Consider the following 25,281-nt stretch of genomic DNA (forward strand, 5'->3'; position numbering starts at 1 on the left):
CTCCGCGACACCTACGGCGACACCCCCCAAACCCTGCGCGACCTGTCCATCGCCCTGGACAACGTCGGCGGCACCGCCCGCGACCGCGGCGACCTGACCGCCGCCACCACCGCCTACACCGAATCCCTCGACATCGCCCGCCGCCTCCGCGACACCTACGGCGACACCCCCCAAACCCTGCGCGACCTGTCCATCGCCCTGGACAACGTCGGCGGCACCGCCCGCGACCGCGGCGACCTGACCGCCGCCACCACCGCCTACCGGGACGCGCTCGCCACGCTGGCCGATCTGGCGACCTACGGCCCGAACTGGGCAGACCCGGACTGGATAGCTGCTATCGAAGCGTCGCTCGCGGCGGCGACCGAGCCCTTGGCACCGGAGGGATCTGGTTAGGTTGCCGTCATGTCGTTTCTGAGCCGGCTGACCGACGCCATCCGCGGCCTCCTGACCCCCAAGAAGGCACCCGCACCCCGCTCCGGCGCGACTCGTCCGGGTACCGCCTCGCGGCCGGGAACCGCAGTCGCTTCGCCCGGGCAGTCGGGCCCAACGGCGACCGTCGAGATCGACCCGCGACGCGTCGGCAAGGTCCGGATGACGTACGCGCCGTCCCGCGACGGTGCCCCCGACCCGGGCGAAGTGGTCTGGACCTGGGTGCCGTTCGAGGAGCGGGACGGCCGCGGCAAGGACCGGCCGGTGCTGGTGGTGGCGGCCGAACCCGGTGGGACCTTCCTGGCGGTGCAGCTGACGTCGAAGCAACACCAGGGCGCCGACTTCGTGGCCATCGGGTCCGGTGCCTGGGATTCCTCCGGACGGCCGTCCTGGGTGAACGTCGACCGGGTGTTCCGCGTGCACGCCGGCGGGATGCGCCGGGAGACCGCCGGCCTGCCGAAGGCCAGCTATGCGGCGGTGGAGACGCGGCTGCGGCAGCGCTACGGCTGGCGCTGACCGCAGGGGCCGCGCCCGGCCCCGACCGATCGGACGGGGCGGAGGTCAGCCCGCCCGACGCTGCGCGGCTGCGCTGGCGTACAGGCAGATCGCGGCGGCGGCGGCCAGGTTCAGCGACTCGGCCCGGCCGTAGATCGGGATGCGGATCCGTTCGTCGGCGGCCTCGATGAGCGACGGCGGCAGGCCGTGCGCCTCGGACCCGAACAGCCAGGCGGTGGGCAGGTCGAGGATGCCGTCCCGGTCGGCCTGGTCCAGTTCCAGATCGGTGTAGCCGGTCGACGCCAGCACCGACAGGCCGGCCGCGCCGAGCTGCGCGACCAGGTCGGCCGCGTCGGGCGCGGTGACCACCGGCAGGTGGAACAGGCTGCCGGCCGAGGCCCGGATCGCCTTGGGGTTGACCGGGTCGGCGGCCTCACCGGCGACGATGACGCCGTCCGCACCCGCCGCGTCGGCGAGCCGGATGACCGTGCCGGTGTTGCCCGGGTCACTGGTCCGGACCAGCACTGCGAGCAGTTTCGGCCCGGTCGCCAGCAGATCGGACACGGTGGTGGTCGGCAGGGCGCAGCGGACGACCAGGCCCTGCGGGGTGACCGCATCGGTCAACGCGGCGGCCGCCCGGTCGGTGACCTGGGTGACGGTGATGCCGGCCGCGAACGCCTGCCGGGCCAGCTCGGGGTGCCGGGTGCCGGCCGTCTCGGTCACATAGAACTCCAGCACCGTGCCGGGGCTCTCGGCCTCGGCACCGATGGCCTCGGCGACGGCCGGCGCACCTTCGGCCAGGAACTCACCGGCCTCGGCCCGGCGGGCGCGACGCAGCAGCTTGTGTGCGGCGACGATGCGGGCCGACCGTTCGGTCAGCACCCCGTCGGCCGGTTCGTCCCGGACACCGGAACGCCCGGCCGACTCACGGTCGACCGGGCGTGCGGAGCGCGGGTGGCGGGCGTTCACCCGGGTCGCTTTCGGGTGACGACCTGACGGCCGTCACCCGACGCGGGACCCGCGTTCAGGCGCTGGTGTGTCGCTCGCATTCGCTCGCTCAAGCGGCGGCCGTCGGGGCCTGGGCCGCGGCGGCGGCACCGGAGGACACCAGGGTGTCCTGGGCGATCTTGACCAGCGCGGCGAAGGCCGCCTGGTCGTTGACGGCCAGCTCGGCCAGCACCTTGCGGTCCACCTCGACGCCGGCGAGCTTGAGGCCCTGCATGAACCGGTTGTAGGTGAGGCCCTCGGCGCGGCACGCGGCGTTGATCCGGACGATCCACAGCTTGCGGAAGTCGTTCTTGCGCTTGCGACGATCGTTGTAGGCGTAATTCGCCGAATGCAGGGTCTGTTCCTTGGCCTTGCGGTACAGGCGGGACCGCTGACCGCGGTAGCCGCTGGCCCGCTCGAGGACGACCCGGCGCTTCTTCTGGGCGTTGACCGCCCGCTTCACTCTCGCCATGGTGGCACCTGGCTTTCTATCTGGGCCGGTCGGGCAACGACCGGAAAGGAATCGAGGAGGGGATGGGGCGGGGAATCAGATGCCGAGCAGCCGGCGCACCCGGGGCGCGTCGGCGGGCGCAACGACCTTGGCGCCGTCCATCCGCCGGGTCATCTTGGTCGACTTCTTCTCCAGGTTGTGCCGCTTGCCGGAGCCGGCGTGGGTCAGCTTGCCGCTGCCGGTGACCTTGAAGCGCTTCTTGGCACCGGAGTGCGTCTTGTTCTTGGGCATCGCTGGTTCGCTCTCATTTCCACTGTCGTGGTGACCCGGATGGGTGGATCACCTGCGTCTTCACTGCGTGCGGTACTGCGGGGCGTGCGGTACTGCGGGCGCAGGCTTCATCGCCGGGTCGGCCGGTGTGAATCAACGGGCCGCCCCGTTCCCGAACCACTACCGGGTGGATCGGCATGACCGGTGGACCGCAACCGTTGCTCCGGTCCGATCCGGCCGTGCTCAGGAGGCTTCTGCCGCCTGGGCCTGACGCGGCCGTACCTGCTTGTGGGGGGCCAGCACCATGATCATGTTGCGACCGTCCTGCTTGGGCGCGCTCTCGATGACGCCGAGCTCGGCGACGTCGTTGGCCAGCCGCTGCAGCAGGCGGTACCCGAGTTCGGGACGGGACTGCTCCCGCCCGCGGAACATGATCGTGACCTTGACCTTGTCCCCGGCCTTGAGGAACCGCACGACGTGACCCTTCTTGGTCTCGTAGTCGTGCGAGTCGATCTTCGGCCGAAGCTTCATTTCTTTGATGACCGTCAGGACCTGGTTCCGACGGGCCTCGCGGGCCTTCTGCGCACTCTCGTACTTGAACTTGCCGTAGTCCATGAGCTTGCAGACCGGAGGCCGGGCGTCCGGGGCGACCTCCACCAGGTCGAGGTCGGCTTCCTGCGCCATGCGCAATGCCTCGCCGATCGGCACGATGCCGACCTGCTCCCCCTCCGACCCGACGAGACGTACCTCGGGAACGCGGATCCTGTCGTTGATGCGTGGCTCGACGCTGATTGAGTCCTCCTGCAGACGGTTGATCTCCTCATGCGGCCGCTCGTCGGACCCGTGGCTCGTCGCTGGACTGGCCGACGAAAAAAGGGCCCGGCGCGAAACGCGCAGAGCCCTCACCCAAGTCCGAACAGCGTCGGTACGCCGTTCGGCGCGCACCCTCGGCCGAGGGCGCGCGTCACCGATCTACGATCGGTGGACCTGGACCCGTCCGCGTGAGCAGATCGGGTGGGAGTCGGGCTCCGCTTGTCTCCCCCGCGTGCGCGGAGGCTGGTCGCACATGACAGCGTACACGCTGTGAGTACACCTGATCGACCGGTCGACCCTGAACCCGCTGCTCGGGACCTGGTCGACATCCCTGCGGCGGAGGTGATCAGCCGCGCGGCGGTCCTGCTGATGAGCGCCGCGGCCGAGCAGCTGGGCCTGGGCGCCGCCGACCCGGAGCATCCCGAGCACCGCGACCTGGGCGAGGCGCGAATCCTGATCACCGCCCTGGCCGGTCTGGTCAACGCGGCCGCTCCCGACCTCGGCCCGCACGCCGCGGCGTTCCGTGACGGCCTGGCCGGCCTGCAAGGGGCGTTCCGCGACTATTCCATCGAGCCCGATGCGCCCGGCCAGGGGCCGGGCGAGCGAAGCTGACCGCCCCCGGAGCGGGCCCGGCCACCGCCCGGCCGGCCCGGACCACCGCACAACCGGGTCAGGGCTGGTACGGGCAGGTCAGCGGCTGGATGTTCACCCGGAGACAGTTGGGGTCAACGGGATCCGGCCGGTCCGGCGGAGGGCACGGGTCCGGATCGCCGTAGACCGCAAGGCAGTAGTCGGGCGCGTGCACGAGGCCACCGGGCGGCAGGACGAGCGCGGACGCGGCGGGCGCCAGCGCGCTCAAACCGGCAAACAGGACCCCCGATCCTGCGGTGACGATCATCGTGGCCACTTTCCTGCCCATGTCATGCTCCCTCGTCCGGTGACGCCGGGTCGGCGCCAGTCACATGTCGCATGTGGTCCGTCACGAGCTAATCGTCGGATTGGTCGGGAATTTCGGATTTGAACTGAGGCTCTGTCTTACGAGGAACGCCAGTGGCGACTATGGGGTGAGAGCGAGGAACGATGACCCCTGTGGCGCCCGCGACGAGCGAGTTCGCGGAGTTCGTCGCGGCCGCAGAACCACGGCTTCGCCTTGCCCTGGGGGCCGCCTTCGGCTTCGACATGGGCGAGGACGCCACTGCCGAGGCGCTGGCCTTCGCGTGGGAGCACTGGGAACGCGTGGCGGCCTGCGCCAACCCGATCGGCTATGTGTTTGCGGCCGGCCGCAACTGGGCCAGGGACCGGATCCGGCGGCGGGCTCCGCGCCTGCCCGCCGTCGCACCAACCGAGATTCCATGGGTCGAGCCGGGCCTGCCCGGAGCCCTGGAAAGGCTGTCGGGCCGGCAACGCGAGGTGGTGATGCTGGTGCACTGCTTCGAATGGACGCTCGCCGAAGTCGCCGAGGTGCTGGGGATGTCCAAGGGCAGCGTGCAGGTGCACGAGCGGCGGGGGATGGCCCGGCTCCGACACGATCTGGGGTGCTCCGGTGGCTGACCTAGACGACCAGCTCCGCGCCTACGGGCGCCAGATCGAGCGAGATCTGGCCGACCGACCGCGCGCCCCGGAAACTCCGGCGGACCCCGGACCGTCGGCCCGACCACGGCGCTCACTGCGCCGTCACCCCTGGTTGCTCGCCGCGGCGGTGACCGCCACCGTCGCGGTGACCGCCGCCGTCCTACCCACCGCGCTCCGATCCGAGGAGGAAAACATGCGCAAGGGCTCCGGCACCGTGCTCGGACTGTGCCTGCTGGCCGCGGCCTGCAGTAGCACCCAGGACACCGCGTCCACCCCGACGCCGACGACATCGGCCGCATCGTCAACGGGGTCGCCCTCGCTGCTGGACGGGCCGGACGTCATCGAACCGGGCACGTACGTCGTGGACCGGTTCGGCACCCCGATCGAGGTGACGATGCCGACCGGGTGGGAACGCAAATACGGGGTGACGGTGCAAGGCCCCGACGAGTCGGTCATTGCCTTCTCGGACGTTTCCTCGGTGCACTCCGACTCGTGCAACTGGATCGATACCGACGCGCCGGTCGGACCTTCCGTCGACGAGCTGGTCAAGGCGCTCCAGGCCCAGCAGAACACCACCGTCTCCGGGCCGCGACCGTTGACCATCGACGGTTTCACCGGGGTGGCACTCACGCTCAGCCCGGCCGGCACCGACAAGTCGAAGTGCTACGGAGGGCAGAGCGCGACCTTCACCGATGCCGACGGCCAGCTGGCCGACCTGAGCTACGCCGGGCCGATGACGATGTGGATTCTGGATCTCGACGGTCGACGCGCGGTCGTCACCTCCTGGGCCTATCAGCCGATGAGCGCACCGACCCAGGCCGAGGTGTCCGCCATCCTGGACTCGGTTCGCATCGGCTCGTAGCTCGCGCCCGCCCGCCCGCTCGCCCGGGAAGCAGGACCCACCCGGCCCAAGCGTGCACTCGAGCGATCCGGCGTGTCCGCGTCAGCCGACCCCACCCGCGGCCAGCACGGACCGCTTGGTGAGCACCCGCGCCAGGTGCTCCCGATAGTCGGCCTGCGCGTGCAGTTCGCTGGTCGGGCTGGTGCCCTCCGCGGCCCGCTCGGCCGCTGTCGCAACGGCGGACTCGGTGGCCGCCGCCCCGGCCAGCGCGGCCTCGGTCGCCGCCGCCCGCAGCGGGGTCGGGCCCATGTTGGTCAGTCCGATCCGGGCCTCCGCGATGGAGCCGTTGCTCCGGCGCACCGCAGCCGCCACCCCGACCATCGCCCACGACTGGGCGGTGCGGTGGAACTTCTCGTAATGGAAACCCCAGCCATCGGAGATTTTCAGCTTGGGCACCCGAACCGCGACCAGTACCTCGTCCCACTCCAGGGCCGGGGTGAAGTAGTCGACGAAGAAGCTGCTCGCCGGGATCTCCCGCCGCCCGTTCGGCCCGGCCGCGATCATGACGCAGTCGAGCGCGAGCGCCACCGTGGGCAGGTCACCGGCCGGGTCCGCGTGGGCCAGCGAACCGCCGAAGGTGCCGCGGTGCCGGATCTGCGGGTCGGCCACCGTCGCGGTGGCGGCGGCGAGCAGCCCGGCATGCTCCTTCACCAGAGGCGAGTGCATGACGTCGTGGTGGGTGGTCGCCGCTCCGATCAGCAGGGTGGCGCCCGCGTCGGCCACCCCGCGCATCTCCTCGATGCGGCCGCAGTCGACCAGCACCGACGGGTTGGCCAGCCGGACCCGCAGCAGTGGCAACAGCGACTGGCCGCCAGTGATGATCTTGGCGTCGTCGCCGCCCTCGGTGAGCGCGGCCACCGCGTCGTCGACCGAGGAAGGCCGTACGTAGTCGAACTCGTTCGGGATCATGCCGCACCTCCCCCGGCGGCGCCCCGGCCGGACGCGGCCTGCAGGGCCCGCCAGACCGTTTGCGGTGTGCAGGGCATCGGCACGTCCTGCACCCCCAGGTGCCGGATGGCGTCGACGACGGCGTTCACCACTGCCGGTGTCGAGGCGATGGTGCCGGCCTCGCCCACCCCCTTGGTGCCCAGCGGGTGGGTGGTGGACGGGGTGATGGTCCGGTCGGTGACGTACTCGGGCACGTCCATCGCGGTTGGCAACAGGTAGTCGGCCAGCGACGCGGTGGTCAGGTTGCCGTCCTCGTCGTAGTGGGCGCCCTCCCACAACGCCTGGGCGATGCCCTGGGCCAGACCGCCGTGGATCTGCCCCTCCACGATCATCGGGTTGACCTGCACCCCGACGTCGTCGACGGCGACGTACTTGCGGATGGTGGCCTTGCCCGTCTCGGTGTCCACCTCCATCGCACACAGGTGGGTGCCGTGCGGGAAGGAGAAGCCGTCCGGGTCGACGGTGGAGGCCCCGAACAGGGTCGGATCCATGCCGTCGGGCAGGTTGTGGGCGGTGAACGCCTCCCAGGCCACGGCCTGGATGGTCTTGACCTGCTCGGGATCGCCCTTGACCCGGAACGAACCGTCCAGGAACTCCAGGTCGTCGGCGGAGGCCTCCAGCAGGTGGGCGGCGATCTGCCGGGCCTTGGCCACCACCGCGTCGGCGGCCTTGACGATCGCCTGCCCGCCGACGGCCAGCGACCGCGACCCGTAGGTGTCCATGCCGTACGGGGCCATCCCGGTGTCGCTGAAGATGACGGTGACGTCGTCGACGCCGACCCCGAGTTGGTCGGCGGCGATCTGGCTCCAGGCGGTGGCATGCCCCTGGCCGTGCGGCGACGTGCCGGTCACCAACTCGACGGTGCCGGTGGGCAGCATCCGGATGGTGCAGTGCTCCCATCCGCCGGCGGCGTATTTCAGGTCCCGCAGCACCCGGGACGGGGCCAGCCCGCACATCTCGGTGAAGGTCGAGATGCCGATGCCCAGCTGCACCGGATCACCCGACTCGCGGCGCTGCTGCTGCTCGGCTCGCAGGCCGTCGTAGTCGAACAGCTCCATCGCCCGGGCGGTCGCCGCTTCGTAATTGCCGGTGTCGTAGGTCATCCCGGCGATCGTGGTGAACGGGAACTCCTCGTGCCGGATCCAGTTCTGTTGCCGCAGCTCCATGGGGTCGCGGCCCAGCTCGGCGGCCAGCTCGTCCATCATCCGTTCGATGCCGAAGGTGGCCTCGGGCCGGCCGGCGCCCCGGTACGCGTCGGTCGGCGTGGTGGTGGTGAACACGCTGGTGCAGCCGAAGTGGTAGGCGTCCATCTTGTAGATCGAGTTGAACATGAACTGGCCCAGCAGTGGGATGCCCGGGGTGATGATCTGCAGGTAGGCGCCCATGTTGGCGATCAGGTCGACCTTGAGCCCCAGCAGGGTGCCGTCGGACTTGGCGGCGATCTGCAGGTACTGGATCTGGTCGCGCCCGTGGTGGGTGGCCACCATGTTCTCGGTGCGGGTCTCGGTCCACTTGATCGGCCGGCCGAGCTTGCCCGCGATCACCACGCACAGCTGTTCCTCGCGGTACATCTGCAGCTTGGCGCCGAATCCGCCGCCGACGTCGGGGGCGATCACCCGCAGCTTGTGCTCCGGCACGCCGGTGGTCAGCGACAGCAGCACCCGCAGCACGTGCGGGATCTGGGTGGCCGTCCAGATCGTCATCTCGCTCAGATTGCCCTGCGGGGCCGCGACGACGGCCCGCGGTTCCATCGGGCTGGGGATCAGCCGCTGGTTGACGAAGCGACGTTTGACCACCACGTCGGCCTCGGCGACGGCCTTGTCCCAGTCCCCGCACGGGTAGCTCATCGAATAGCACTTGTTGGTGCCCTTGTCCGCGTGCACCAGCGGGGCCCCGTCGGCCAGCGCGGCCTCCATGTCGATGACCGCGGGCAACGGCTCGTAGTCGACCTCCACCGCCTCGGCCGCGTCGGCCGCCAGGTAGCGATCGGTGGCCAGCACGACGGCCACACAGTCGCCGACGTGCCGCACCTCGTCGGTGGCCAGCGCCGGGAACTCGGGCATGACGATGTCGTCGGTGACCGGCCAGACGCAGATGATCTTGGGGTTGGCCTCGCCCAGATCGGCCGCGGCGTAGGCCGCGACGACGCCGGGCATGGCGCGGGCGGCGGTCAGCTCCACCCGGGTGATCCGGGCATGGGCGTAGGGGCTGCGCACGAACACCATGTGCAGGGCGCCGGGCAGCTGGATGTTGTCGGTCCAGTTGGTGGTGCCGGTGAGCAGCCGCGCGTCCTCCTTGCGGCGGATGGACTGCCCGATGGCCGGGGTACTGACGGCCGCGGCGGCGACGTTCTCGGCGACGTCGGTCACTTGGCCACCTCCGCCGACTGCTGCATCAGATCCGCCGCGTGATGCACGGACTTCACGATGTTCTGGTACCCGGTGCAGCGACAGAGGTTGCCCTCCAGGCCTTCCCGGATCTCGGCGTCGGTCGGGTCGGGATTCTCGGTGAGCAGGTCGACTGCGGCGAGCACCATGCCCGGGGTGCAGTACCCGCATTGCAGGCCGTGGCATTCCTTGAAGGCGGTCTGCACCGGGTGCCAGGAGCCGTTGGCCAGCCCCTGGATGGTGGTGATCTCGGCGCCGTCGACCTGGACGGCCAGGACGCTGCACGACTTCACACTGCGCCCGTCCAGCAGGACCGTGCAGGCCCCGCAGTTGGACGTGTCGCAGCCGATGGGAGTTCCGACGAGACCTAGCTTTTCGCGCAGATAATGGACGAGCAACAGTCGAGGTTCGACCTCGTCACTGCGCCCGATCCCGTCCACGTTGACGTCGATCCGAGCCATGGGTGACCACCGATTCTTCTTGGCCCCCTGGCGGCATCGGGGGCCACGATGCTTCGGACGGTAGGCCGAATGTGCGAATCCCGCCGCAGTGAACCGGACAAACGGATTCTGAACCGATTCCGACCGACCCGGCAGTATCAGCAAGTCGGGCAAGCGTGGACACACCGTGCCCGTTCGGGCGCTCCCGGTGACGCCCGGCGGCGGAGGGTCCGGCCGGCGCGGTCGACCCGACGTGCGGCGCCGCCCGGCCCGCGCGGATCAACAACGCCGGCGCCGCCCGGCCCGCGCGGATCAACAACGCGCCGCCGCCCGGCCCGCGCGGATCAACAACGCCGACGCGGCTGAACCGGCACCGAATGTGACCGGTGGGACAGCAGTCAACGCCTTCATCCGCGCGGGTGTCCACATCGCTCCTGTGGGTCACCGCGCGGATGAAGTGGCACCGAATGTGATCGGTGGGACGGAAGTCAACGACTTCGTCCGCGCGGGCGTAGATGATCCGCGCGGGGAGGGGCGGGGGGCGGCGTTGGGATCGGGCCGCCGGTGTTGACGCCGGGCGGCTCAGCTCGCGGGGGCGTCCCCGCCCTTGGCCGCGTCCTTGCGGGCCAGCTTCTCGGCCTTGGCCCGCAGGTCCCGCCGGTGTGCGGCGGCCTTCTCCAGGTCGATCTTCTCCAGCCGGCCGAGCGGGCGGGCGTAGGCGGCGTCCTCGACGGTCGCGGCCATCGGCCGGGGCCGCGATGGCGGCGGGGCGAACCGGTCGTGCAGCCGCCGCACCTCCTCCAGGGCCCGCACGGCCCGGGCGCGGTCGAGGGACTGGATCGCCATCACGGGGTGAATCTCGTCGTCCGGCAGTTGCAGCTGGGCCCAGGGTGCGTTCGGCGGGTAGGCCACCCTGATCACCATCGTCCAGGCAAAGAACTTGTCCCCCAGCATGTTCCGCACCCAGAGTCCGGCTTCGGTGGCGCGCAGGCGCGGCCGGGCGGTCGTCATGATCGCCGCGGCCAGGACCACCCCGATGCCGATCGTGCCGACCTGATCGGTCGTCCGGAAGGAGACGCCCTCGTCGACGTCCTTGAGCAGCACCCCGGCGAGGACCGACACGCCCACGACCACGACCGCCGCGATCGTGGCCAGGATGGTGATCTTGCGCGGCCGCACCTGGAACAGCACCGGCAGGGACCGGTCGGGCGCCCGGTCGTCCAGTGGATCGCCCGGCGAACTCGAGGCTGACGTCCCGTCAGCGGCGCCCGTCATGCCCGCCCGGCGGCCGGCGCGAAGCCCATCCGGCCACCGGCCGCCCGCAGGCTGCGCAACACGAGCGCGGTGGCCAACGCGGCAGACATGGACTCGGCGCCCTTGTCCTCCTTGGCTCCGGGCCCGCCGGCGCGGTCGACGGCCTGTTCGATGGTGTTGCAGGTCAGGACGCCGTTCCCGACCGGCACCCCGGAATCCAGGGCCACCCGGGTCAGTCCGGCCGTCACCGAGTCGCAGACGTACTCGAAGTGCGGTGTACCGCCGCGGATCACCACGCCAAGGGCACAGACCGCGTCGTGGTTCGTGGCCAGCGCCTGGGCCACCACCGGGATCTCGATGGCCCCCGGCACGCGCACCACGGTCGGCGTCGTCGCGCCGGCGCGGGTGGCCAACCAGACGGCCCGCTCGACCAGGGAGTCGGTCACCGACCCGTGCCAGCTGGTGGCCACGATGCCGACCCGCAGACCCGTCGCGTCGGGGATCTCCAACTCCGGTCGCCCGTCACCGCTCATCACAATCTCCTCAGGTCCGCCATGCCCGTGTCGGGGTGTCCACCCTATGCGTGGCCCTCGCCGTACAGGGCCTCCAGCCCGTCGATCTCGTGGCCCATCCGGTCCCGCTTGGTCGTCAGGTAACGCAGGTTCTCGGGGTTCACGTGCACCGGCAGCGCGACCCGGCCGACGATGGACAGCCCGTAGCCCTCCAGCCCGGCGCGCTTGGCCGGATTGTTGGTCAACAGCCGCATCGACCGGATGCCCAGATCGGCCAGCACCTGCGCGCCGGTGCCGTATTCCCGGGCGTCGGCGGGCAGGCCCAGCTGCAGATTGGCGTCGACGGTGTCGGCGCCCGCGTCCTGGAGTTCGTACGCCTGCAGCTTGCCGAGCAGGCCGATCCCGCGACCCTCGTGGCCGCGGATGTACAGCACGACGCCGCGCCCTTCCTCGGCCACCGCGTCCAGGGCCGCGTGCAGCTGGGGGCCGCAGTCGCAGCGCAACGAGCCCAGGACGTCGCCGGTCAGGCATTCGGAGTGCACGCGGACCAGGACGTCCTCGCCGTCGCCGATGTCGCCCATCACCAGGGCGACGAGTTCGCGTCCGGTGACCGTACTGAGGTAGCCGACGGCGTGGAACTCACCCTGCGGCAGCGGCAACCGGGCGGTGGCCACCTTGCGGATCTGCACCTCCCGGGCCCGCCGGTAGGCGATCAGGTCGGCGATCGAGATGAGCGCGAGCCGGTGCCGGCGGGCGAACACCTGCAGGTCGGGCAGCCGGGCCATGGACCCGTCGTCCTTGACGATCTCGCACAGCGCGCCGGCCGGTTGCCGGCCGGCCAGCCGGGCCAGATCGACGGCCGCCTCGGTGTGCCCCGGGCGGACCAGCACCCCGCCCTCCCGAGCTCGCAACGGGAAGACGTGCCCGGGCCGCGACAGGTCCTGCTCGGTGGCCGCCGGGTCGGCCAGCAGGCGTACCGTGTGGGCCCGCTCGGCGGCCGAGATCCCGGTGGTGACGCCTTCTTTCGCGTCCACACTGACCGTGAACGCGGTCGACTTGCGGTCCTGGTTGTGGTGGTACATCGGGGGCAGGTCGAGCCGGTCGCAGGTCTCACCCGTCAATCCGACGCAGATCACGCCCGAGGAGTACCGGACGGTGAACGCCGTCAGTTCGGTGCTGGCCAGGTCCGCGGCGAAGATGAGATCGCCCTCGTTCTCCCGGTCCTCGTCGTCGACGACGACCACGGCCCGCCCGGCGGCGATCTCGGCGACGGCGAAGTCGATGGTGTCGAAACCGGCCGCGGTCTTGGGGCGATTCGGATCCCAGGTGCGGGGCGGGCTCAGCTCGGCGTCGTCGAACGGGATCCCGGCGTACCCGACGTGCGGGCCGGCGTCCGGACCCGGATCCCGGCGGACCCGGGCCGGCCGCGGCGCGGCATCGAGCCCGTCACCGACGGGGATCCCGGCGAAACCCAGGTCGCCCTCCGAGGTGGTCATGCCGTCTCCCCGCGCTCGTGGATGTGTTCGGGTCTCGCCGCACCCGCAGTCAGCAGGCGTTCGGCGTACTTGGCCATGACGTCGACCTCCAGGTTGACCACCGCGCCGACCTGCGCGTCACCCAGCGTCGTGGCCGTGCGGGTCTCCGGGATGATGCCGATGGTGAATTCCACCCCGCCGGGGCCCCCGTCACCGGCGATCAGATCGATCACGTCGATGACGGTGAGCGAGATGCCGTCGACGGCGACCGACCCCTTGGCTGCCAGATACCGGGCCAGCTCGGTCGACGTCCGGATCCGGATCTCGTCGTAGGCCGGATGCCGGGTGCGCTGCACGACGATCCCGGTGCCGTCCACGTGACCCTGCACGATGTGCCCGCCCAACCGGGTGGTCGGGGTGACCGACCGTTCCAGGTTGACCTCGTCACCCGCACTGAGTGCACCGACGGTGGTGCGGCGCAGCGTCTCGGCCATCACATCGACGGTGAAGCGGTCGCCGTCCCGGTCGACCACCGTCAGGCAGACCCCGGAGACGGCGATCGAATCGCCGTGCCCCACGTCCGAGGTGACCTTCGGCCCGAGGACGGTGAGCCGGGCCGATCCGGCGTCCGGGCCGGCCTGCGCGCCGTCGAGGCGCACGTCGACGATCCGGCCGCGCTCCTCGACAATGCCGGTGAACATCCCGGTTCTCTCCCTCGTCATTCGATGGCGCCGCCGGTCGCTCCGCGGCCGTCGCCCCGTCCATAGTTCCACCATCGGTGGACCCGGCTGTCCCTACCGGACGGGCACCGCGCGCTGGGCGGCCGCCCGCAGCCGGGCGACGGCCAGCGCCGGGTCGGCCGCCGAATAGACCGCGGAGCCGGCGACGAAGCAGTCGGCGCCCGCCGCCGCGGCGATCTCGATGGTGTCCGCGCCGATGCCGCCGTCCACCTCGACGACCACGGACAGCTCGCCGGCGTCGACCAGGTTCCGGGCCGTGCGCACCTTGCCCATCATCTCGGCCATGAACGACTGCCCGCCGAAACCCGGCTCGACGGTCATCACCAGCAGGGTGTCGAAGTGCTTGAGCACCTCGACCCAGTCCTCGATCGGCGTCCCGGGCTTCAGGCTCAGCCCCGCCCTGGCCCCGGCGGCCCGGATGTTCGCGGCGGTGGCAATGGGGTCGGCCACCGCCTCGGCGTGCACCGTCACGTTGTACGCGCCGGCCTCGGCGTATCCGATCGCCCACCTGTCCGGATTCTCGATCATCAGATGACAGTCGATCGGGATCTCGGTGACCTTCCGGATCGACTCGACCACAGGCAGGCCGAGCGTCAGGTTGGGCACGAAATGGTTGTCCATGACGTCCACGTGCAGCCAGTCCGCGCCGGCGACGGCGGCGATCTCGTCGGCCAGGTGCGCGAAGTCGGCATTCAGGATGCTCGGTGCGATCAACACGGTCACAGCCGTGCAGAGTAGTTGGCCGAGCGTGCGCCGCCACCATCCAGTGCGGCGCCACCATCGGGTGCAGAAGGATGGCATCGGCGACCCCTCGGCCCGGGAGCAGCCGGCGAGCGAGCGTGCAGACCCCGCTCCGCCGGTCGTTGCGCCGCTTGTCGCCGGCCGGCCCGACTCGCCAACCCCGGACATCAGTCCCCAACGGAGGAATGATTCACCCTTTCGGCGGTACGACTTCCATGATTCACTTCACAGGGCTACACACCAAACCCGGCGCCATGCGCGGCACCCGGCGCTCGCCGCCCCGTCGGACAGGCCGGTGACACATCCGTTGACCAGCCTGAATGGCCCGATCGACGGCAGGTTGCGCCGCGTCCACGACGGTCTTGTTCACAGCCATTCACGACGGTGCGGGCCGACCCGTTCGGCAGAATGGACGTCGGTGGTGCCGAGTGCGGTGCCACCGGTTCGTGGGGCCCCGCAACGATGCCGGAACGCCGGTCGGCCAGTCCGCCCGGAGTTCGATCGGTCCGGAACCAGAGCGCAACCACAACCGAGAGGAACGACATGAACCCCCAGGAGCTTGGCAAGCCGTTCAAGTACTCGGCCATCGTCGGCATCGCCGCCATGGCTCTCACCGCGGTGATCAGCCTCTTCAGCTGATCGATCGTCGGGCGCCCCGGGCGCTCGACTGCCGCACCGTCGTCACGATGAGCGTGCCCGTGACCCTGCGTGGGTCGCGGGCACGCTTCGCATCTCGGCCGAACCGGCATCCACCTGGGTCCGGCGTGGACCCGACACCTGCTCGGCGATGACCGACGTCAGCATCGCGCGCCGGACCGGCGGGCCGAAGCGGGTCGTACCGCTCAGCGGCACGGCACTGTGAGTGCGGCCACGACGGGCAGCGATCGGCGTCGGCAACCGTCCCCGGCGGGTCCTGCCACCGTGAGCGACAGGCCGGGTGGCCGAGCGGTCTAGGTTCGGCGCAGCAGGGCCAGGAACATCCCGTCGGTGCCCTGCCGGTGCGGCCAGAGCTGCACCGTCGGCCCGTCGCCGAGGTCCGGCACCCCGGGCAGGAACGGGCGGGCATCGACCGGTTCGAGGGTGTCCGGCAGCCGGCCGACGACACCGAGCGTCTCCGCCAGATGCGGCGAACAGGTCACGTACCCGACCAGGCCGCCGACCCGCACGTGGCCGGCGGCCGCCCGAAGGAGCTCCTGCTGCAGCTGCACCAGGTCGGCCACATCGCTCGGGCGGCGCCGCCAGCGGGCCTCCGGCCGGCGGCGCAGGGCACCCAACCCGGTGCATGGCGCGTCCAGCAGCACCCGGTCGTAGGCCGCCTCGGCCAGGCCGGAGGCCCGCCCGTCGGCGGTGTGCACGGTGACCGGGAGTCCCTCGGTGGTCCGCCGGACCAGTTCGGCCCGGTGCGGGGCCAGCTCGACGGCGTCCAGCCGGGCGCCGCGCAGCGCGGCGAACGCGCCGAGCAGACCGGCCTTGCCGCCGGGACCGGCGGTCAGATCGAGCCAGCGCTCGTCCGTGCCGGTCAGATCCGCGGTGGCCAGGCCGATCGCGACGAGCTGGGAACCCTCGTCCTGGACCGCGGCCCGCCCGTCGGCAACGGCCTCGATCGCCCCCGGGTCGCCGCCAGACAGGTAGACGCCGTACGGCGAGTACCGGGCGGGGACGCCACCGGACTGCTCGACCAGCTCGTCGCGGCCGATCCGCCCGGGCCGCGCGACCAGGTGCACGGCGGGCGGCACGTCGTCGGCGCGCAGGGCCGCGACCAGCTCGTCGGTCTCGTCGTTCTCCGGGGCCAGCCGGTCCCGGTAGGCAGCGACGATCCACCGGGGATGCGCGGTCGCCATCGCCAACCGGCCCAGCGGATCGGTCTGTTCCGGCGGGGCAAGCCGGTCGATCCAGGTGTCCAGGTCGGCCTCGGACACCCGGCGCAGCACCGCGTTGACATAGCCGGCCGCGCCGGGCCGGTCCCCCGCGCGGACGAGCTCGACGACCGTGGACACCGCGGCGTGCGGTGGGATACGGGTGTGCAGCAGCTGGTAGGCCCCCAGCCGGAGGGCGTCGATGACCTCGCCGTCCAGATCCTCGAAGGCCCGCTCACCGCAGGCGGCGACGATCGCGTCGAGCTGACCCAGGGCGCGGCAGCTGCCGTACGCCAACTCGGTGGCCAGGGCGGCGTCGCGGCCGAACAGGCCCCGGTCGCGCAGGATCGGCGGCAGGGCCAGGTTGGCGTACGCGCCTCGCGAGCGCACGGCCGCGAGCACGTCGAGGGCGGCCTGCCGGGACTCGTCGACGACCGGCGGCCGGCGGGTGGGTGGCCGGCGGGGCGGCCCGGACGGGCGTTTGCCGCCGCCCTTGCCCGAAGCGGACGGCCGTCCGCCGGTGGGACGGCGCGGTCGGGGGTTCGTCATGCCAGCACCGTTTCGGGTTCGGAGGTCGTCAGGTCTGTTCTCGGGCCGGGGGTCAGCACGCCACCGCCGACGTCCGGCCGCGGCGGCCACCCGTCCGCGCCGACATCGGCACCGGCACCGGCCGATCGACGGTTCGCTGGGCGGGCCGCACTCACGTCAGCACCACGCCGGGTTCGGGACGGGCTCCGCGCGCCCAGTCCGCCGCGTCCATAGCCTTGCGGCCCGGCGCGGTGACCCGGCTCAGCCGCACTGCGGTGGTCGACGTGCCGACCAGCACGTCCCGTTTGCCGGCCTGCAGCTGCCCCGGTCTCAACCCGCCGGTGTCCGTCGGCCGGACCGGGCCGAGCACCAACCGACCCCACGGCGAGTCGGTCCACGCGCCCGGGTCGGGGGTGAGCGAGCGAATCAACCGGTCGAGCGCCGACGCAGGGCAGGTCCAGTCGACGCGGGCGTCGTCGACGCCGACCTTGCCCGCGTAGGAGACCCCCTCGGCCGGCTGCGGCCGGGCCTCGATGGCGCCGTCCGCCAGCCCGTCCAGGGTGGCCACCAGCAGCCGCGAGCCCTCGATCGCGAGGCGCGTCAGCAGGTCTCCGGCGGTGTCGTCGGCCCGGATCGGCTCGGTGATCAGCCCGTACACGGGGCCCGTGTCCATGCCGGCCTCGAGCCGGAAGGTGGTGGCGCCGGTGATGTCGTCACCGGCCCGAATCGCTGCCTGCACCGGGGCGGCGCCCCGCCACGCCGGGAGCAGGCTGAAGTGCAGGTTGACCCAGCCGTGGGTGGGGATCTCCAGGATCGCCGGGGGCAGCAGCGCGCCGTACGCGACGACGGCGGCGGCGTCCGGCCGGAGCTCCCGGAGCCGGTCGGCGAATTCCGGATCCCGGGCGGTGCGCGGGGTGAGCACCGGCAGGCCGGCCTCGGCGGCCAGCGCCCCGACCGGGGAGGGCTGCAGGGCGCGTCCCCGACCCCGCGGCGCGGGCGGCCGGGTGATCACCGCCAACACCTCGTGCCGGGACGCGAGCAGGGCGGACAGCGACGGCACCGCGGGTTCCGGGGTGCCTGCGTAAACGATGCGCAGCTGACTGCCTCTCTGCTGGGCGGAGCCGGATCGGCCCGGGTTCCGGGGCGGCATCGGCGCGCGGCCCGGGTGCGGGATGATCTGCCGTGGTCGCCCGCGGCCCGGCAAGTCTATGGATGACCCCGGCCGGCGACCGCACGCACTCGACCGACGAAGGGGTGACGGCGATGGTGGCGGTCGAACCGGACGGCCGCTGGCTGGTCGGTGACGTCGTGCGCCTGGACGCGGGCCGGCCCGCCGATGCCTCGGGACTGTTCACCGCGCTCGACGACCCTCGGGTGTACGCGGGCGGCTACGGCGGCGGCCCGTCGGGGCGGCCCCGGGACCTGCTGGCGTTCGGCCGGTGGTGGTCGTCGGCGCTGGCCGATTCCCGCCGGTCCGCCGCATACGTCGTCCGGCTCGTCGCCGACGGCCCGCTGGGGCCGGCCGGGACGATCGTCGGCACGTCGTCCCTGGGTGACGTGTCGTTGCCGGACGAACGGGTGCACCTGGGCTGGACCGCCTATGCGCCGGCGGTCTGGGGCTCGGCCGTCAACCCGGAATGCAAGCTGCTGATGCTGGCCCACGCGTTCGACGACTGCCGGTTCGGCCGGGTCAAGATCCAGACCGACCTGCTCAACACCCGCTCCCAGGCGGCGATCGCCAAGCTGGGCGCGGTCCGGGAGGGGGTGCTGCGCCGCCACCAGGCGCGGGCCGACTTCACCTTCCGGGACACCGTGGTGTTCTCGATCCTGCGGGACGAGTGGCCGGCGGTCCGGGACGGTCTGCGCCGGCGGCTGACCGAACTCAGATGACCTCCGCCGGGTCCATCGTGACCCGCAGACCACCGCCGAGTTTGCGGGCCGACCGGCCGGCCGCGGTCGCCTGCAGCGCGGCGGTCAACGCCTTGCGCTGGGCGAGCGGCGCCCGGATCAGGGCGCGGAGCCGGGTGCCGGCCGGCAGCCCGGGGTCCGACCCGAGCAGCATCGAGCCGGCGCCGTCGAGCGGCTCGTCCTCGAGGTCGGTGACGGGTTGCTCGCCGTCGTCCAGCGGCACCGGCCCGAGCACCTCGGCGTCCGGCGGAAGATGCAGCCGGTCCAGCGCGTCCATCATCGCCACCTGGGTTCCGTCGATCGCGGCCATCGCCACCGCGGGGGGAAAGCCGAGTTCCCGCCGGGCGGCCAGCTCGGCCTCGGCGTGACCGGCGGGGTCCCAGCGGATCAGCGCCTGCACCGTGGACAGCGCGGACTCGGCCGCGACCACGACCTGCCCGCCCGATCGCTGCGGGCGGACCAGCGCGGCCGCGCCCATCCACCGTCGTAGCGTCTCCTCCCCCGCCCGCAGATCCGGCCGGCCCAGCAGCAGCCGGCCGTCCAGCAGCAGCGCGGCGCCGTACCCGGTCGGCGCGACCGGCTCCGCGCCGGGGGTGGCCACCACGATGGCCGGTCCGTCCGGCACGTCCGGTCGTCCCGTCGCGCCGGAGGAGTTCAGGATCGGCACCCCGGGAAAGGCCCGGCCGATCTCCTCCGCCGTCCGGCCCGCACCGATGGTGGTGGCCCGGATCCGGGCGCTGCCGCAGGCGCCGCAGCGGAAGTAGGCCTCGTTCGTGCCGCACCAGCGGCACTGCAGCAGGCTCGAGGTCTGGGCCGCCGTCACCCGGAGCGGGCCCCGGCAGCGCCGGCAGCGGGCCGGGCGGCGGCACTGCTCGCAGGCCACGGCGGGCACGTACCCGGCCCGCGGCACCTGGACCAGCACCGGCGCACCCCGCCCCAGCGCCGACCGGGCGGCCTCGAAGGCGGCCGGGGGAAGACGCGTGTGGGCGGCGGCGGAGGTGGCGCCCGCGACGTGTTCGGAGCCGGTGGCCCGGACCCACGGGCAGCGCGCCCGCACCAGCGGTCGGTGCGGCCCGAGCGCCTGCGCCCAGCCGCTGTCCAACAGCAACTGGGCCTCGGCGGTTCGCGCGAACCCGGCGATCAGCATCGGACCCGAGCGGGCCGCGGAGCGCAACATCAGTACCTCGCGGACGTGCGGGTACGGCGCCCGAGGCTCGGCGAGCAAGTCGTCGCCGTCGTCGAACACGGCGACGAGTCCGAGGTCGGCCACCGGGGCGAAGGCGGCGGCGCGGGTGCCCGCGACGATCGTCCGCTCCCCCCGCCGGATGGCCAGGAAACGCCGGTACCGCTCCGCCGGGCCGAGGTCCGCGGTCAGCGTGACGTGCCGGTCCGGCCCGAGCGCGATGGTCAGCGCGGCGTCCAGCCGGGCCAGGTCGGTGGCGTCGGGGACGATCAGCAGGGCGCCGCGACCGGCCGCCCACGCCGCGGCCGCGGTCTCGGCCAGCCGCGCCGGCCAGTCCTCCCCCGGCAGCGCCTGCCAGACCGCGCGCGCCGGCCGGCCTTCCCGGATCGCCTTGAAGAAGGCCGCGCCGGCCGGGTAGGCGTCGGACCAGTCGGGCGGCACGGGTGGCACCGGCCGCTCGGCGTCGGACCAGTCGGGCGGCACGGGTGGCACCGGCCGCTCGGCGTCGTCACCGCCGGGTCCGGCCGGGACCGGCGTACCGACCGGTGCATCCGTCGCGGGACCGGCTTTGCCTTGCTTCTCCACCCGGGCGTGTCGGGGCGGCACGGCCAACCGCAGCACGTCGGCGAGGGTTCCGGCATACCGGTCGGCGACCGCGCGGGCCAGCTCGAACACCTCCGTGGTCAGCACCGGCTCGGGCGAGACCACCCGCTCGAGGTAGCCGAGCTGACCGGTGTGGTCGGATTCGGCAACCCGGGCGAGGACGAACCCCCCGACCTGCCGACCGGCGAACCGCACCTTCACCCGGACCCCTGGTTGCGCCGCAGCATCGTCCCGGGCGTCGACCAGGTAGTCGAACGGCCGGTCGAGGTGCGCCAGCGGCACCTCCACCAGCACCCGGGCCACCGGCAGCGACGAGGCCGGCGTCCGGGCACCCGCCGACGGGCGGGGCCGGGGGCCGGCCGGGCGGCGGGCGGACGAGGCGGTCACCCGTCATGCATATCAAGCACCGCCGACACCCGGCCCCGGCCGGTCCGGGCGACGCCGCCGGGGGCCGACGCGACTCCACAGCCCGGCCGCCGACGCCACCTCGACCCGGAGTGCGGGGATGCCGCGGCACAGCGACCGTCGCCGCCGCGGCGACGTCCGGCGGCATCGGACAACATCCGGCCCACGGCGCGGTTCCGCGCCGCGCGGATGAAATCGCACTCAGGCGTCACACCGATCACATTCGGTGCAGGTTCATCCGCGCTGGCGTTGATGATCCGCGCGGGACGGGGCCGTCGGAGGGGCCGGCCCCCGCGTGGACGGGGCGCGCCCGCGCGGACGAGACGCCCCGCGGAGACGGGCGCCTGTGCCCACGCGCCGTACTTACATGCCGAGGGCGGACTTCAGGTCGGCCGCGCGCTCGGTGTTCTCCCAGGGCAGGTCGACGTCGGTGCGGCCGAAGTGGCCGTAGGCGGCGGTCTGCGCGTAGATGGGGCGCTTGAGGTCCAGGTCCCGGATGATGGCGGCCGGCCGCAGATCGAACACCTGCTTGATCGCCTCGGCGATCTTGTCCGGGTCGACCTGCTCGGTGCCGAAGGTCTCCACGAACAGGCCGACCGGGGACGCCTTGCCGATGGCATAGGCGACCTGCACCTCGATCCGGTCGGCCAGCCCGGCGGCCACCACGTTCTTGGCCACCCAGCGCATCGCGTAGGCGGCGGACCGGTCGACCTTCGACGGATCCTTGCCGGAGAATGCGCCACCACCGTGCCGGGCCATCCCGCCGTAGGTGTCGACGATGATCTTGCGACCGGTCAGCCCGGCGTCGCCCATCGGGCCGCCGATCACGAACCGCCCGGTCGGGTTGACCAGCAGCCGGTAGCCGGTGGTGTCGATCTCCAGCGGGGCCAGTTCGGGCTCGACGACCTGCTCCCGCACGTCGACGGCGAGCAGCTGCTCCAGGTCGATGTTCTCCGCGTGCTGGGTCGAGACCACCACGGTGTCCAGCCGGACAGCCTTGTCGCCGACGTACTCGATGGTCACCTGCGTCTTGCCGTCGGGCCGCAGGTACGGCACCGCGCCGGACTTGCGCACGCCGGTCAGCCCGCGGGACAGCCGGTGGGCCAGGGCGATCGGCAGCGGCATCAGCTCGGGGGTGTCGGTGCACGCGTACCCGAACATCAGGCCCTGGTCGCCGGCGCCCTGCTGCTCCAGCAGGTCGATGTGGCCGTCCACCCGCGACTCGTACGCGGTGTCCACGCCCTGGGCGATGTCCGGCGACTGCGCGCCGATGGCCACGTTCACGCCACAGGAGGCGCCGTCGAAGCCCTTGGCCGACGAGTCGTAGCCGATGCCGAGCACGGTCTCCCGGACGATCGCGGGGATGTCCGCGTAGGCGCTGGTGGTCACCTCACCGGCGACGTGCACCTGGCCGGTGGTGACCATCGTCTCGACGGCGACCCGGCTGGCGGGGTCCTGCCGGAGCAGTTCGTCGAGGATCGAGTCGCTGATCGCGTCGCAGATCTTGTCCGGGTGTCCCTCGGTGACGGATTCCGAGGTGAACAGGCGGGAGGTCACGGCTGTTTGCTCCTATGGTGCGGGTGGGTTGGGATCGGACGGAATGAAAGGCGGGGCCGGGTCTTCGAAAGCCCGATCGCGCCGAACCCTACGCGGCGCGCAGGGCGGAACCGGTCATTTCGGGGGCTCGCGGCCGGGTGCCGCGCCGGCCAGGCGCCGCGCGACCACGGCGCAGACCGCGGCGGCCAGCACGGTCTTCGGGCCGAACGGGACCTCCACCGGAGGCGAACCGTCCGCGGCCAGGATCACCCCGGCGTTGTCGGCCACCTCGAACGCGCGACCCTCGTCGACCCTGTTGACCACCAGCAGGTCGCAGCCCTTCCGGGCGAGCTTGTCGCGCCCGTAGTCCAGCGGCGTGCCGTCGCCGTCCCCGGTCTCGGCGGCGAACCCGACGACCACCCGCGCCCGGTCCGGCGACGGCCGGCTCAGCCCGGCCAGGATGTCCGGGTTCTCGACCAGCTCGACGGCCGGCGGCCCCTGCCCGGCCCGCTTCTTGATCTTGGTCTCGCCGGCCCGGACCGGACGGAAGTCGGCGACGGCCGCGGCCATCACGACGACGTCGGCGCCGGCGGCATGCGTGGTCATCGCGGATTCGAGCTCGCGCGCGTCGCCGACCTCGACCACGGTGACGCCCGGCGGCGGTTCGAGTGCCACGTTGGCCGACACCAGGGTCACCTGCGCACCACGAGCCGCCGCGACGAGGGCCAGCGCGTAGCCCTGCCGGCCGGACGACCGGTTGCCGAGGAATCGCACGGGATCCAGCGGTTCGCGGGTGCCGCCGGCGGAGATCACGACCCGGCGACCCGCGAGGTCGTGCGGGATGGCGCCGGGATCGCACAACAGCAGGGAACCGAGGGAATGGATGTGGTCCACCTCGGGCAGCCGGCCGGGACCGGTGTCGGCGCCCGTGAGCCGGCCAACGGCCGGATCGAGCACGGTCACCCCCCGCGACCGCAACGTGCCGACGTTCGCGACGGTCGCCGGGTGCGACCACATCTCGGTGTGCATCGCCGGGGCCATCAGCACCGGCGCGCGAGTGACCAGCAGGGTCGAGGTCAGCAGATCGTCGGCCTGGCCGGTGGCCGCCCGGGCCAGCAGGTCGGCGGTGGCCGGGGCGATCACCACCAGATCCGCCCGCTGACCGGTCAGCACATGCTTGACCTGCGGAATGTCGGTGAAGACGTCGGCCGCGACCGGCTGCCCGGACAGGGCCTCCCAGGTCGCCGCGCCGACAAAGTTCAACGCGGCGGCGGTCGGCACCACGGTCACGGTCGCGCCGCTCTCGGTGAACGCCCGGACCAGGCCGCCGACCTTGTACGCGGCAATACCACCCCCGACCCCGACGACGACGCGCGGGCGGGGGTCGGACGCAGGGGTTGACGGCACCGTCACCGATTCCGGACGAGCGGGCTGATCAGGCCGATTCGCCCTCGGTGTGGGTGAGCAGGCCGGCATTGATCTCGCGCAGCGCGATCGACAGCGGCTTCTCCTTCGGCAGCGGCTCGACCAGCGGGCCGACGTACTCGAGCAGACCCTCGCCCAGCTGGGCGTAGTAGTCGTTGATCTGCCGGGCGCGCTTCGCGGCGTAGATGGACAGGCCGTACTTGGAGCTGGTGCGGGTGAGCAGCTCATCGATCGGCGGGTAGGTGATGCCGGCGGCCGCGATCGACGCCGCGGTGGGCGCGCCGGTGTCTGCTGAAGTACTCATCTGCGGTGCTCCTGTTTCCATGGAAGCCTTGGCCGGGCCAAGGAAATGCGCTCGCCGCCGCCCTCGTCGGCCGCGCCCGGAATTCAGGGCACGCGCGAACCGGGCCGGGACCCGGTCACCAACTGTACCAAGCCGGCGGCCGCGGCCCCGACGTTCGTGTTCACCACCGTGTGGTCGAACTCCGGTTCCGCCGCCAATTCGTTCCGGGCCGCAGCCAGCCGGGCCTCGATCGTCGCCCGGTCCTCGGTCCCCCGGCCGACCAGCCGTCGGATCAGCTCGTCGACCGACGGTGGGGCCAGGAAGATCAACACGGCGTCCGGGCCGAGGCCGGGCGCCTGCCGCACCTGGCGGGCCCCCTGCACCTCGATCTCCAGCAGCACATCCTCGCCCGCGGCCAACCGCTCCTCGACCGGGTCGCGGGGGGTGCCGTACCAATTGCCGGCGAAGTGTGCGTGCTCCAGCAGCCGGCCGGTGGAGATCAGGTGGCGAAACCGTTCCTCGGTGACGAAGTGATAGTTCTCCCCGTCGACCTCACCCGGGCGCATGGCCCGGGTGGTGGCCGACACGGAGTACCACAGGTCGGGCAGCAGCGACCGCACCTGGGCGAGAACGGTGCTCTTGCCGACCCCGGATGGCCCGGACAGGACGAACAGGCGTCCCTGGCTCACCGGCTCAGGCACCGAACCCTGGTGCGGGGTCAGTAGCCGAACTCGTTGAGCAGGGCCTGCCGCTGACGTTCGCCCAGCCCCCGGACCCGGCGGCTCTGGGCGATGTCGAACTGCTCCATCAGCTGCGCGGCGCGGACCTTGCCCACCCCGGGCAATGACTCGAGCAGCGCGGACACCTTGAGCTTGGCCAGCGCCTCGTCCGTCTCGGCGTCGATCAGCACCTGCTTGAGGGTGGTCCCGCCCCGCTTGAGCCGCTCTTTGAGCTCGGCCCGGGCACGACGGGCGGCGGCCGCTTTCTGCAGGGCCGCGGCGCGTTGCTCGTCGGTCAATTGCGGAAGAGCCACGTCGGCCTCACTTCTTTCCTGTGAAATATCCGTGCTGAAGTTCACCGCAGTGCCTGCGGCCCCCGGATCCGGCTGGCGCACCGGTGAAGCCGGTCACGTCCGTTCG

Annotated in this window: 27 protein-coding genes; 6 read left to right on the forward strand and 21 right to left on the reverse strand. The window is 72.3% G+C overall.

Going from position 1 to position 25,281, the window contains the following annotated elements; all coding sequences use genetic code 11:
• Window positions 1-393, forward strand: a 393-nt coding sequence (locus tag ACILSK_RS05690; RefSeq protein ID WP_395726172.1) for a tetratricopeptide repeat protein, incomplete at its 5' end; no start/stop codon positions are given.
• Window positions 394-402: 9 nt separating this feature from the next.
• Window positions 403-945 carry a type II toxin-antitoxin system PemK/MazF family toxin gene (locus tag ACILSK_RS05695; protein ID WP_395726173.1) on the forward strand — a complete coding sequence of 181 codons (543 nt, stop codon included), beginning with the start codon at window positions 403-405 and terminating at the stop codon, window positions 943-945.
• A 45-nt stretch (window positions 946-990) separates the two neighbouring features.
• Here ACILSK_RS05695 and ACILSK_RS05700 read toward each other — a convergent pair whose 3' ends face one another.
• From ACILSK_RS05700 to infC, 4 genes are all read right to left on the reverse strand, one after another.
• Window positions 991-1,893: a TrmH family RNA methyltransferase gene (locus ACILSK_RS05700; RefSeq protein WP_395726174.1), complete on the reverse strand. Its 903-nt coding sequence runs from the start codon at window positions 1,891-1,893 to the stop codon at window positions 991-993.
• A gap of 88 nt (window positions 1,894-1,981) precedes the next feature.
• Window positions 1,982-2,383, reverse strand: a complete 402-nt coding sequence (gene rplT / locus ACILSK_RS05705) for a 50S ribosomal protein L20 (RefSeq protein ID WP_395726175.1) — start codon at window positions 2,381-2,383, stop codon at window positions 1,982-1,984.
• A gap of 75 nt (window positions 2,384-2,458) precedes the next feature.
• Window positions 2,459-2,653, reverse strand: a complete 195-nt coding sequence (gene rpmI / locus ACILSK_RS05710) for a 50S ribosomal protein L35 (RefSeq protein ID WP_395726176.1) — start codon at window positions 2,651-2,653, stop codon at window positions 2,459-2,461.
• Between the two features lie 222 nt (window positions 2,654-2,875).
• On the reverse strand, window positions 2,876-3,448 hold the full coding sequence (gene infC / locus ACILSK_RS05715; RefSeq protein WP_395726441.1) for a translation initiation factor IF-3: 573 nt from the start codon (window positions 3,446-3,448) through the stop codon (window positions 2,876-2,878).
• Window positions 3,449-3,715: 267 nt separating this feature from the next.
• Between infC and ACILSK_RS05720 the strand changes: the two genes are divergently transcribed.
• Window positions 3,716-4,057 (forward strand): DUF1844 domain-containing protein, encoded by a 342-nt coding sequence (locus ACILSK_RS05720; protein ID WP_395726177.1) that lies wholly within the window; start codon window positions 3,716-3,718, stop codon window positions 4,055-4,057.
• Window positions 4,058-4,115: 58 nt separating this feature from the next.
• Here the strand turns inward: ACILSK_RS05720 and ACILSK_RS05725 are convergent, their stop codons facing one another.
• Window positions 4,116-4,364 carry a hypothetical protein gene (locus ACILSK_RS05725; RefSeq protein WP_395726178.1) on the reverse strand — a complete coding sequence of 83 codons (249 nt, stop codon included), beginning with the start codon at window positions 4,362-4,364 and terminating at the stop codon, window positions 4,116-4,118.
• Window positions 4,365-4,525: 161 nt separating this feature from the next.
• On the opposite strand from ACILSK_RS05725, the gene ACILSK_RS05730 reads away from it, so the two are divergent.
• Together ACILSK_RS05730 and ACILSK_RS05735 are read left to right on the forward strand one after the other, a co-directional pair.
• Complete coding sequence (locus ACILSK_RS05730) at window positions 4,526-4,996, forward strand: sigma factor-like helix-turn-helix DNA-binding protein (protein WP_395726179.1); 471 nt, start codon at window positions 4,526-4,528, stop codon at window positions 4,994-4,996.
• Window positions 4,989-5,879, forward strand: coding sequence for a hypothetical protein (locus ACILSK_RS05735; protein ID WP_395726180.1), 891 nt, complete (start codon window positions 4,989-4,991; stop codon window positions 5,877-5,879). Before ACILSK_RS05730 ends, ACILSK_RS05735 begins: the two co-directional genes overlap by 8 nt.
• A gap of 81 nt (window positions 5,880-5,960) precedes the next feature.
• Here ACILSK_RS05735 and ACILSK_RS05740 read toward each other — a convergent pair whose 3' ends face one another.
• The 10 genes from ACILSK_RS05740 to fmt form a co-directional block, all read right to left on the reverse strand.
• The gene (locus ACILSK_RS05740; protein WP_395726181.1) at window positions 5,961-6,827 is read right to left on the reverse strand and encodes an FAD binding domain-containing protein; all 867 of its coding nucleotides are present in this window, start codon (window positions 6,825-6,827) and stop codon (window positions 5,961-5,963) included.
• On the reverse strand, window positions 6,824-9,235 hold the full coding sequence (locus ACILSK_RS05745) for a xanthine dehydrogenase family protein molybdopterin-binding subunit (RefSeq protein WP_395726182.1): 2,412 nt from the start codon (window positions 9,233-9,235) through the stop codon (window positions 6,824-6,826). The genes ACILSK_RS05740 and ACILSK_RS05745 overlap by 4 nt, the downstream gene beginning before the upstream one ends.
• A complete protein-coding gene (locus ACILSK_RS05750; RefSeq protein WP_395726183.1) occupies window positions 9,232-9,714 on the reverse strand; it encodes a (2Fe-2S)-binding protein in 483 nt (160 codons plus the stop codon). Before ACILSK_RS05750 ends, ACILSK_RS05745 begins: the two co-directional genes overlap by 4 nt.
• 561 nt (window positions 9,715-10,275) lie before the next feature.
• Complete coding sequence (locus ACILSK_RS05755) at window positions 10,276-10,968, reverse strand: PH domain-containing protein (protein WP_395726184.1); 693 nt, start codon at window positions 10,966-10,968, stop codon at window positions 10,276-10,278.
• Window positions 10,965-11,480: a 6,7-dimethyl-8-ribityllumazine synthase gene (ribH, locus tag ACILSK_RS05760; protein ID WP_395726185.1), complete on the reverse strand. Its 516-nt coding sequence runs from the start codon at window positions 11,478-11,480 to the stop codon at window positions 10,965-10,967. Before ribH ends, ACILSK_RS05755 begins: the two co-directional genes overlap by 4 nt.
• 44 nt (window positions 11,481-11,524) lie before the next feature.
• Window positions 11,525-12,955 carry a bifunctional 3,4-dihydroxy-2-butanone-4-phosphate synthase/GTP cyclohydrolase II gene (locus ACILSK_RS05765; RefSeq protein WP_395726186.1) on the reverse strand — a complete coding sequence of 477 codons (1,431 nt, stop codon included), beginning with the start codon at window positions 12,953-12,955 and terminating at the stop codon, window positions 11,525-11,527.
• Window positions 12,952-13,635 carry a riboflavin synthase gene (locus tag ACILSK_RS05770; protein ID WP_395726187.1) on the reverse strand — a complete coding sequence of 228 codons (684 nt, stop codon included), beginning with the start codon at window positions 13,633-13,635 and terminating at the stop codon, window positions 12,952-12,954. Before ACILSK_RS05770 ends, ACILSK_RS05765 begins: the two co-directional genes overlap by 4 nt.
• A gap of 93 nt (window positions 13,636-13,728) precedes the next feature.
• The gene (rpe, locus tag ACILSK_RS05775) at window positions 13,729-14,388 is read right to left on the reverse strand and encodes a ribulose-phosphate 3-epimerase (protein WP_395726442.1); all 660 of its coding nucleotides are present in this window, start codon (window positions 14,386-14,388) and stop codon (window positions 13,729-13,731) included.
• 977 nt (window positions 14,389-15,365) lie between these two features.
• Window positions 15,366-16,820, reverse strand: coding sequence for an RsmB/NOP family class I SAM-dependent RNA methyltransferase (locus ACILSK_RS05780; RefSeq protein ID WP_395726188.1), 1,455 nt, complete (start codon window positions 16,818-16,820; stop codon window positions 15,366-15,368).
• 151 nt (window positions 16,821-16,971) lie between these two features.
• Window positions 16,972-17,895, reverse strand: coding sequence for a methionyl-tRNA formyltransferase (gene fmt, locus ACILSK_RS05785; RefSeq protein WP_395726443.1), 924 nt, complete (start codon window positions 17,893-17,895; stop codon window positions 16,972-16,974).
• Between the two features lie 116 nt (window positions 17,896-18,011).
• On the opposite strand from fmt, the gene ACILSK_RS05790 reads away from it, so the two are divergent.
• Window positions 18,012-18,689 (forward strand): GNAT family N-acetyltransferase, encoded by a 678-nt coding sequence (locus tag ACILSK_RS05790; RefSeq protein ID WP_395726189.1) that lies wholly within the window; start codon window positions 18,012-18,014, stop codon window positions 18,687-18,689.
• Here the strand turns inward: ACILSK_RS05790 and ACILSK_RS05795 are convergent.
• From ACILSK_RS05795 to mihF, 6 genes are all read right to left on the reverse strand, one after another.
• The gene (locus ACILSK_RS05795) at window positions 18,682-20,880 is read right to left on the reverse strand and encodes a primosomal protein N' (RefSeq protein ID WP_395726190.1); all 2,199 of its coding nucleotides are present in this window, start codon (window positions 20,878-20,880) and stop codon (window positions 18,682-18,684) included. The genes ACILSK_RS05790 and ACILSK_RS05795 overlap by 8 nt on opposite strands.
• Before the next feature lie 381 nt (window positions 20,881-21,261).
• Window positions 21,262-22,455 carry a methionine adenosyltransferase gene (metK, locus tag ACILSK_RS05800; RefSeq protein WP_395726191.1) on the reverse strand — a complete coding sequence of 398 codons (1,194 nt, stop codon included), beginning with the start codon at window positions 22,453-22,455 and terminating at the stop codon, window positions 21,262-21,264.
• A 114-nt stretch (window positions 22,456-22,569) separates the two neighbouring features.
• Window positions 22,570-23,910 (reverse strand): bifunctional phosphopantothenoylcysteine decarboxylase/phosphopantothenate--cysteine ligase CoaBC, encoded by a 1,341-nt coding sequence (coaBC, locus tag ACILSK_RS05805; RefSeq protein ID WP_395726192.1) that lies wholly within the window; start codon window positions 23,908-23,910, stop codon window positions 22,570-22,572.
• Window positions 23,870-24,163 carry a DNA-directed RNA polymerase subunit omega gene (gene rpoZ / locus ACILSK_RS05810; protein ID WP_395726193.1) on the reverse strand — a complete coding sequence of 98 codons (294 nt, stop codon included), beginning with the start codon at window positions 24,161-24,163 and terminating at the stop codon, window positions 23,870-23,872. Before rpoZ ends, coaBC begins: the two co-directional genes overlap by 41 nt.
• 83 nt (window positions 24,164-24,246) lie before the next feature.
• A complete protein-coding gene (gene gmk / locus ACILSK_RS05815) occupies window positions 24,247-24,843 on the reverse strand; it encodes a guanylate kinase (protein WP_395726194.1) in 597 nt (198 codons plus the stop codon).
• Between the two features lie 17 nt (window positions 24,844-24,860).
• Window positions 24,861-25,175, reverse strand: coding sequence for an integration host factor, actinobacterial type (mihF, locus tag ACILSK_RS05820; RefSeq protein ID WP_395726195.1), 315 nt, complete (start codon window positions 25,173-25,175; stop codon window positions 24,861-24,863).
• Window positions 25,176-25,281 lie beyond the last annotated feature (106 nt).

Source organism: Nakamurella sp., from assembly GCF_044224575.1.
Lineage (GTDB): Bacteria > Actinomycetota > Actinomycetes > Mycobacteriales > Nakamurellaceae > Nakamurella.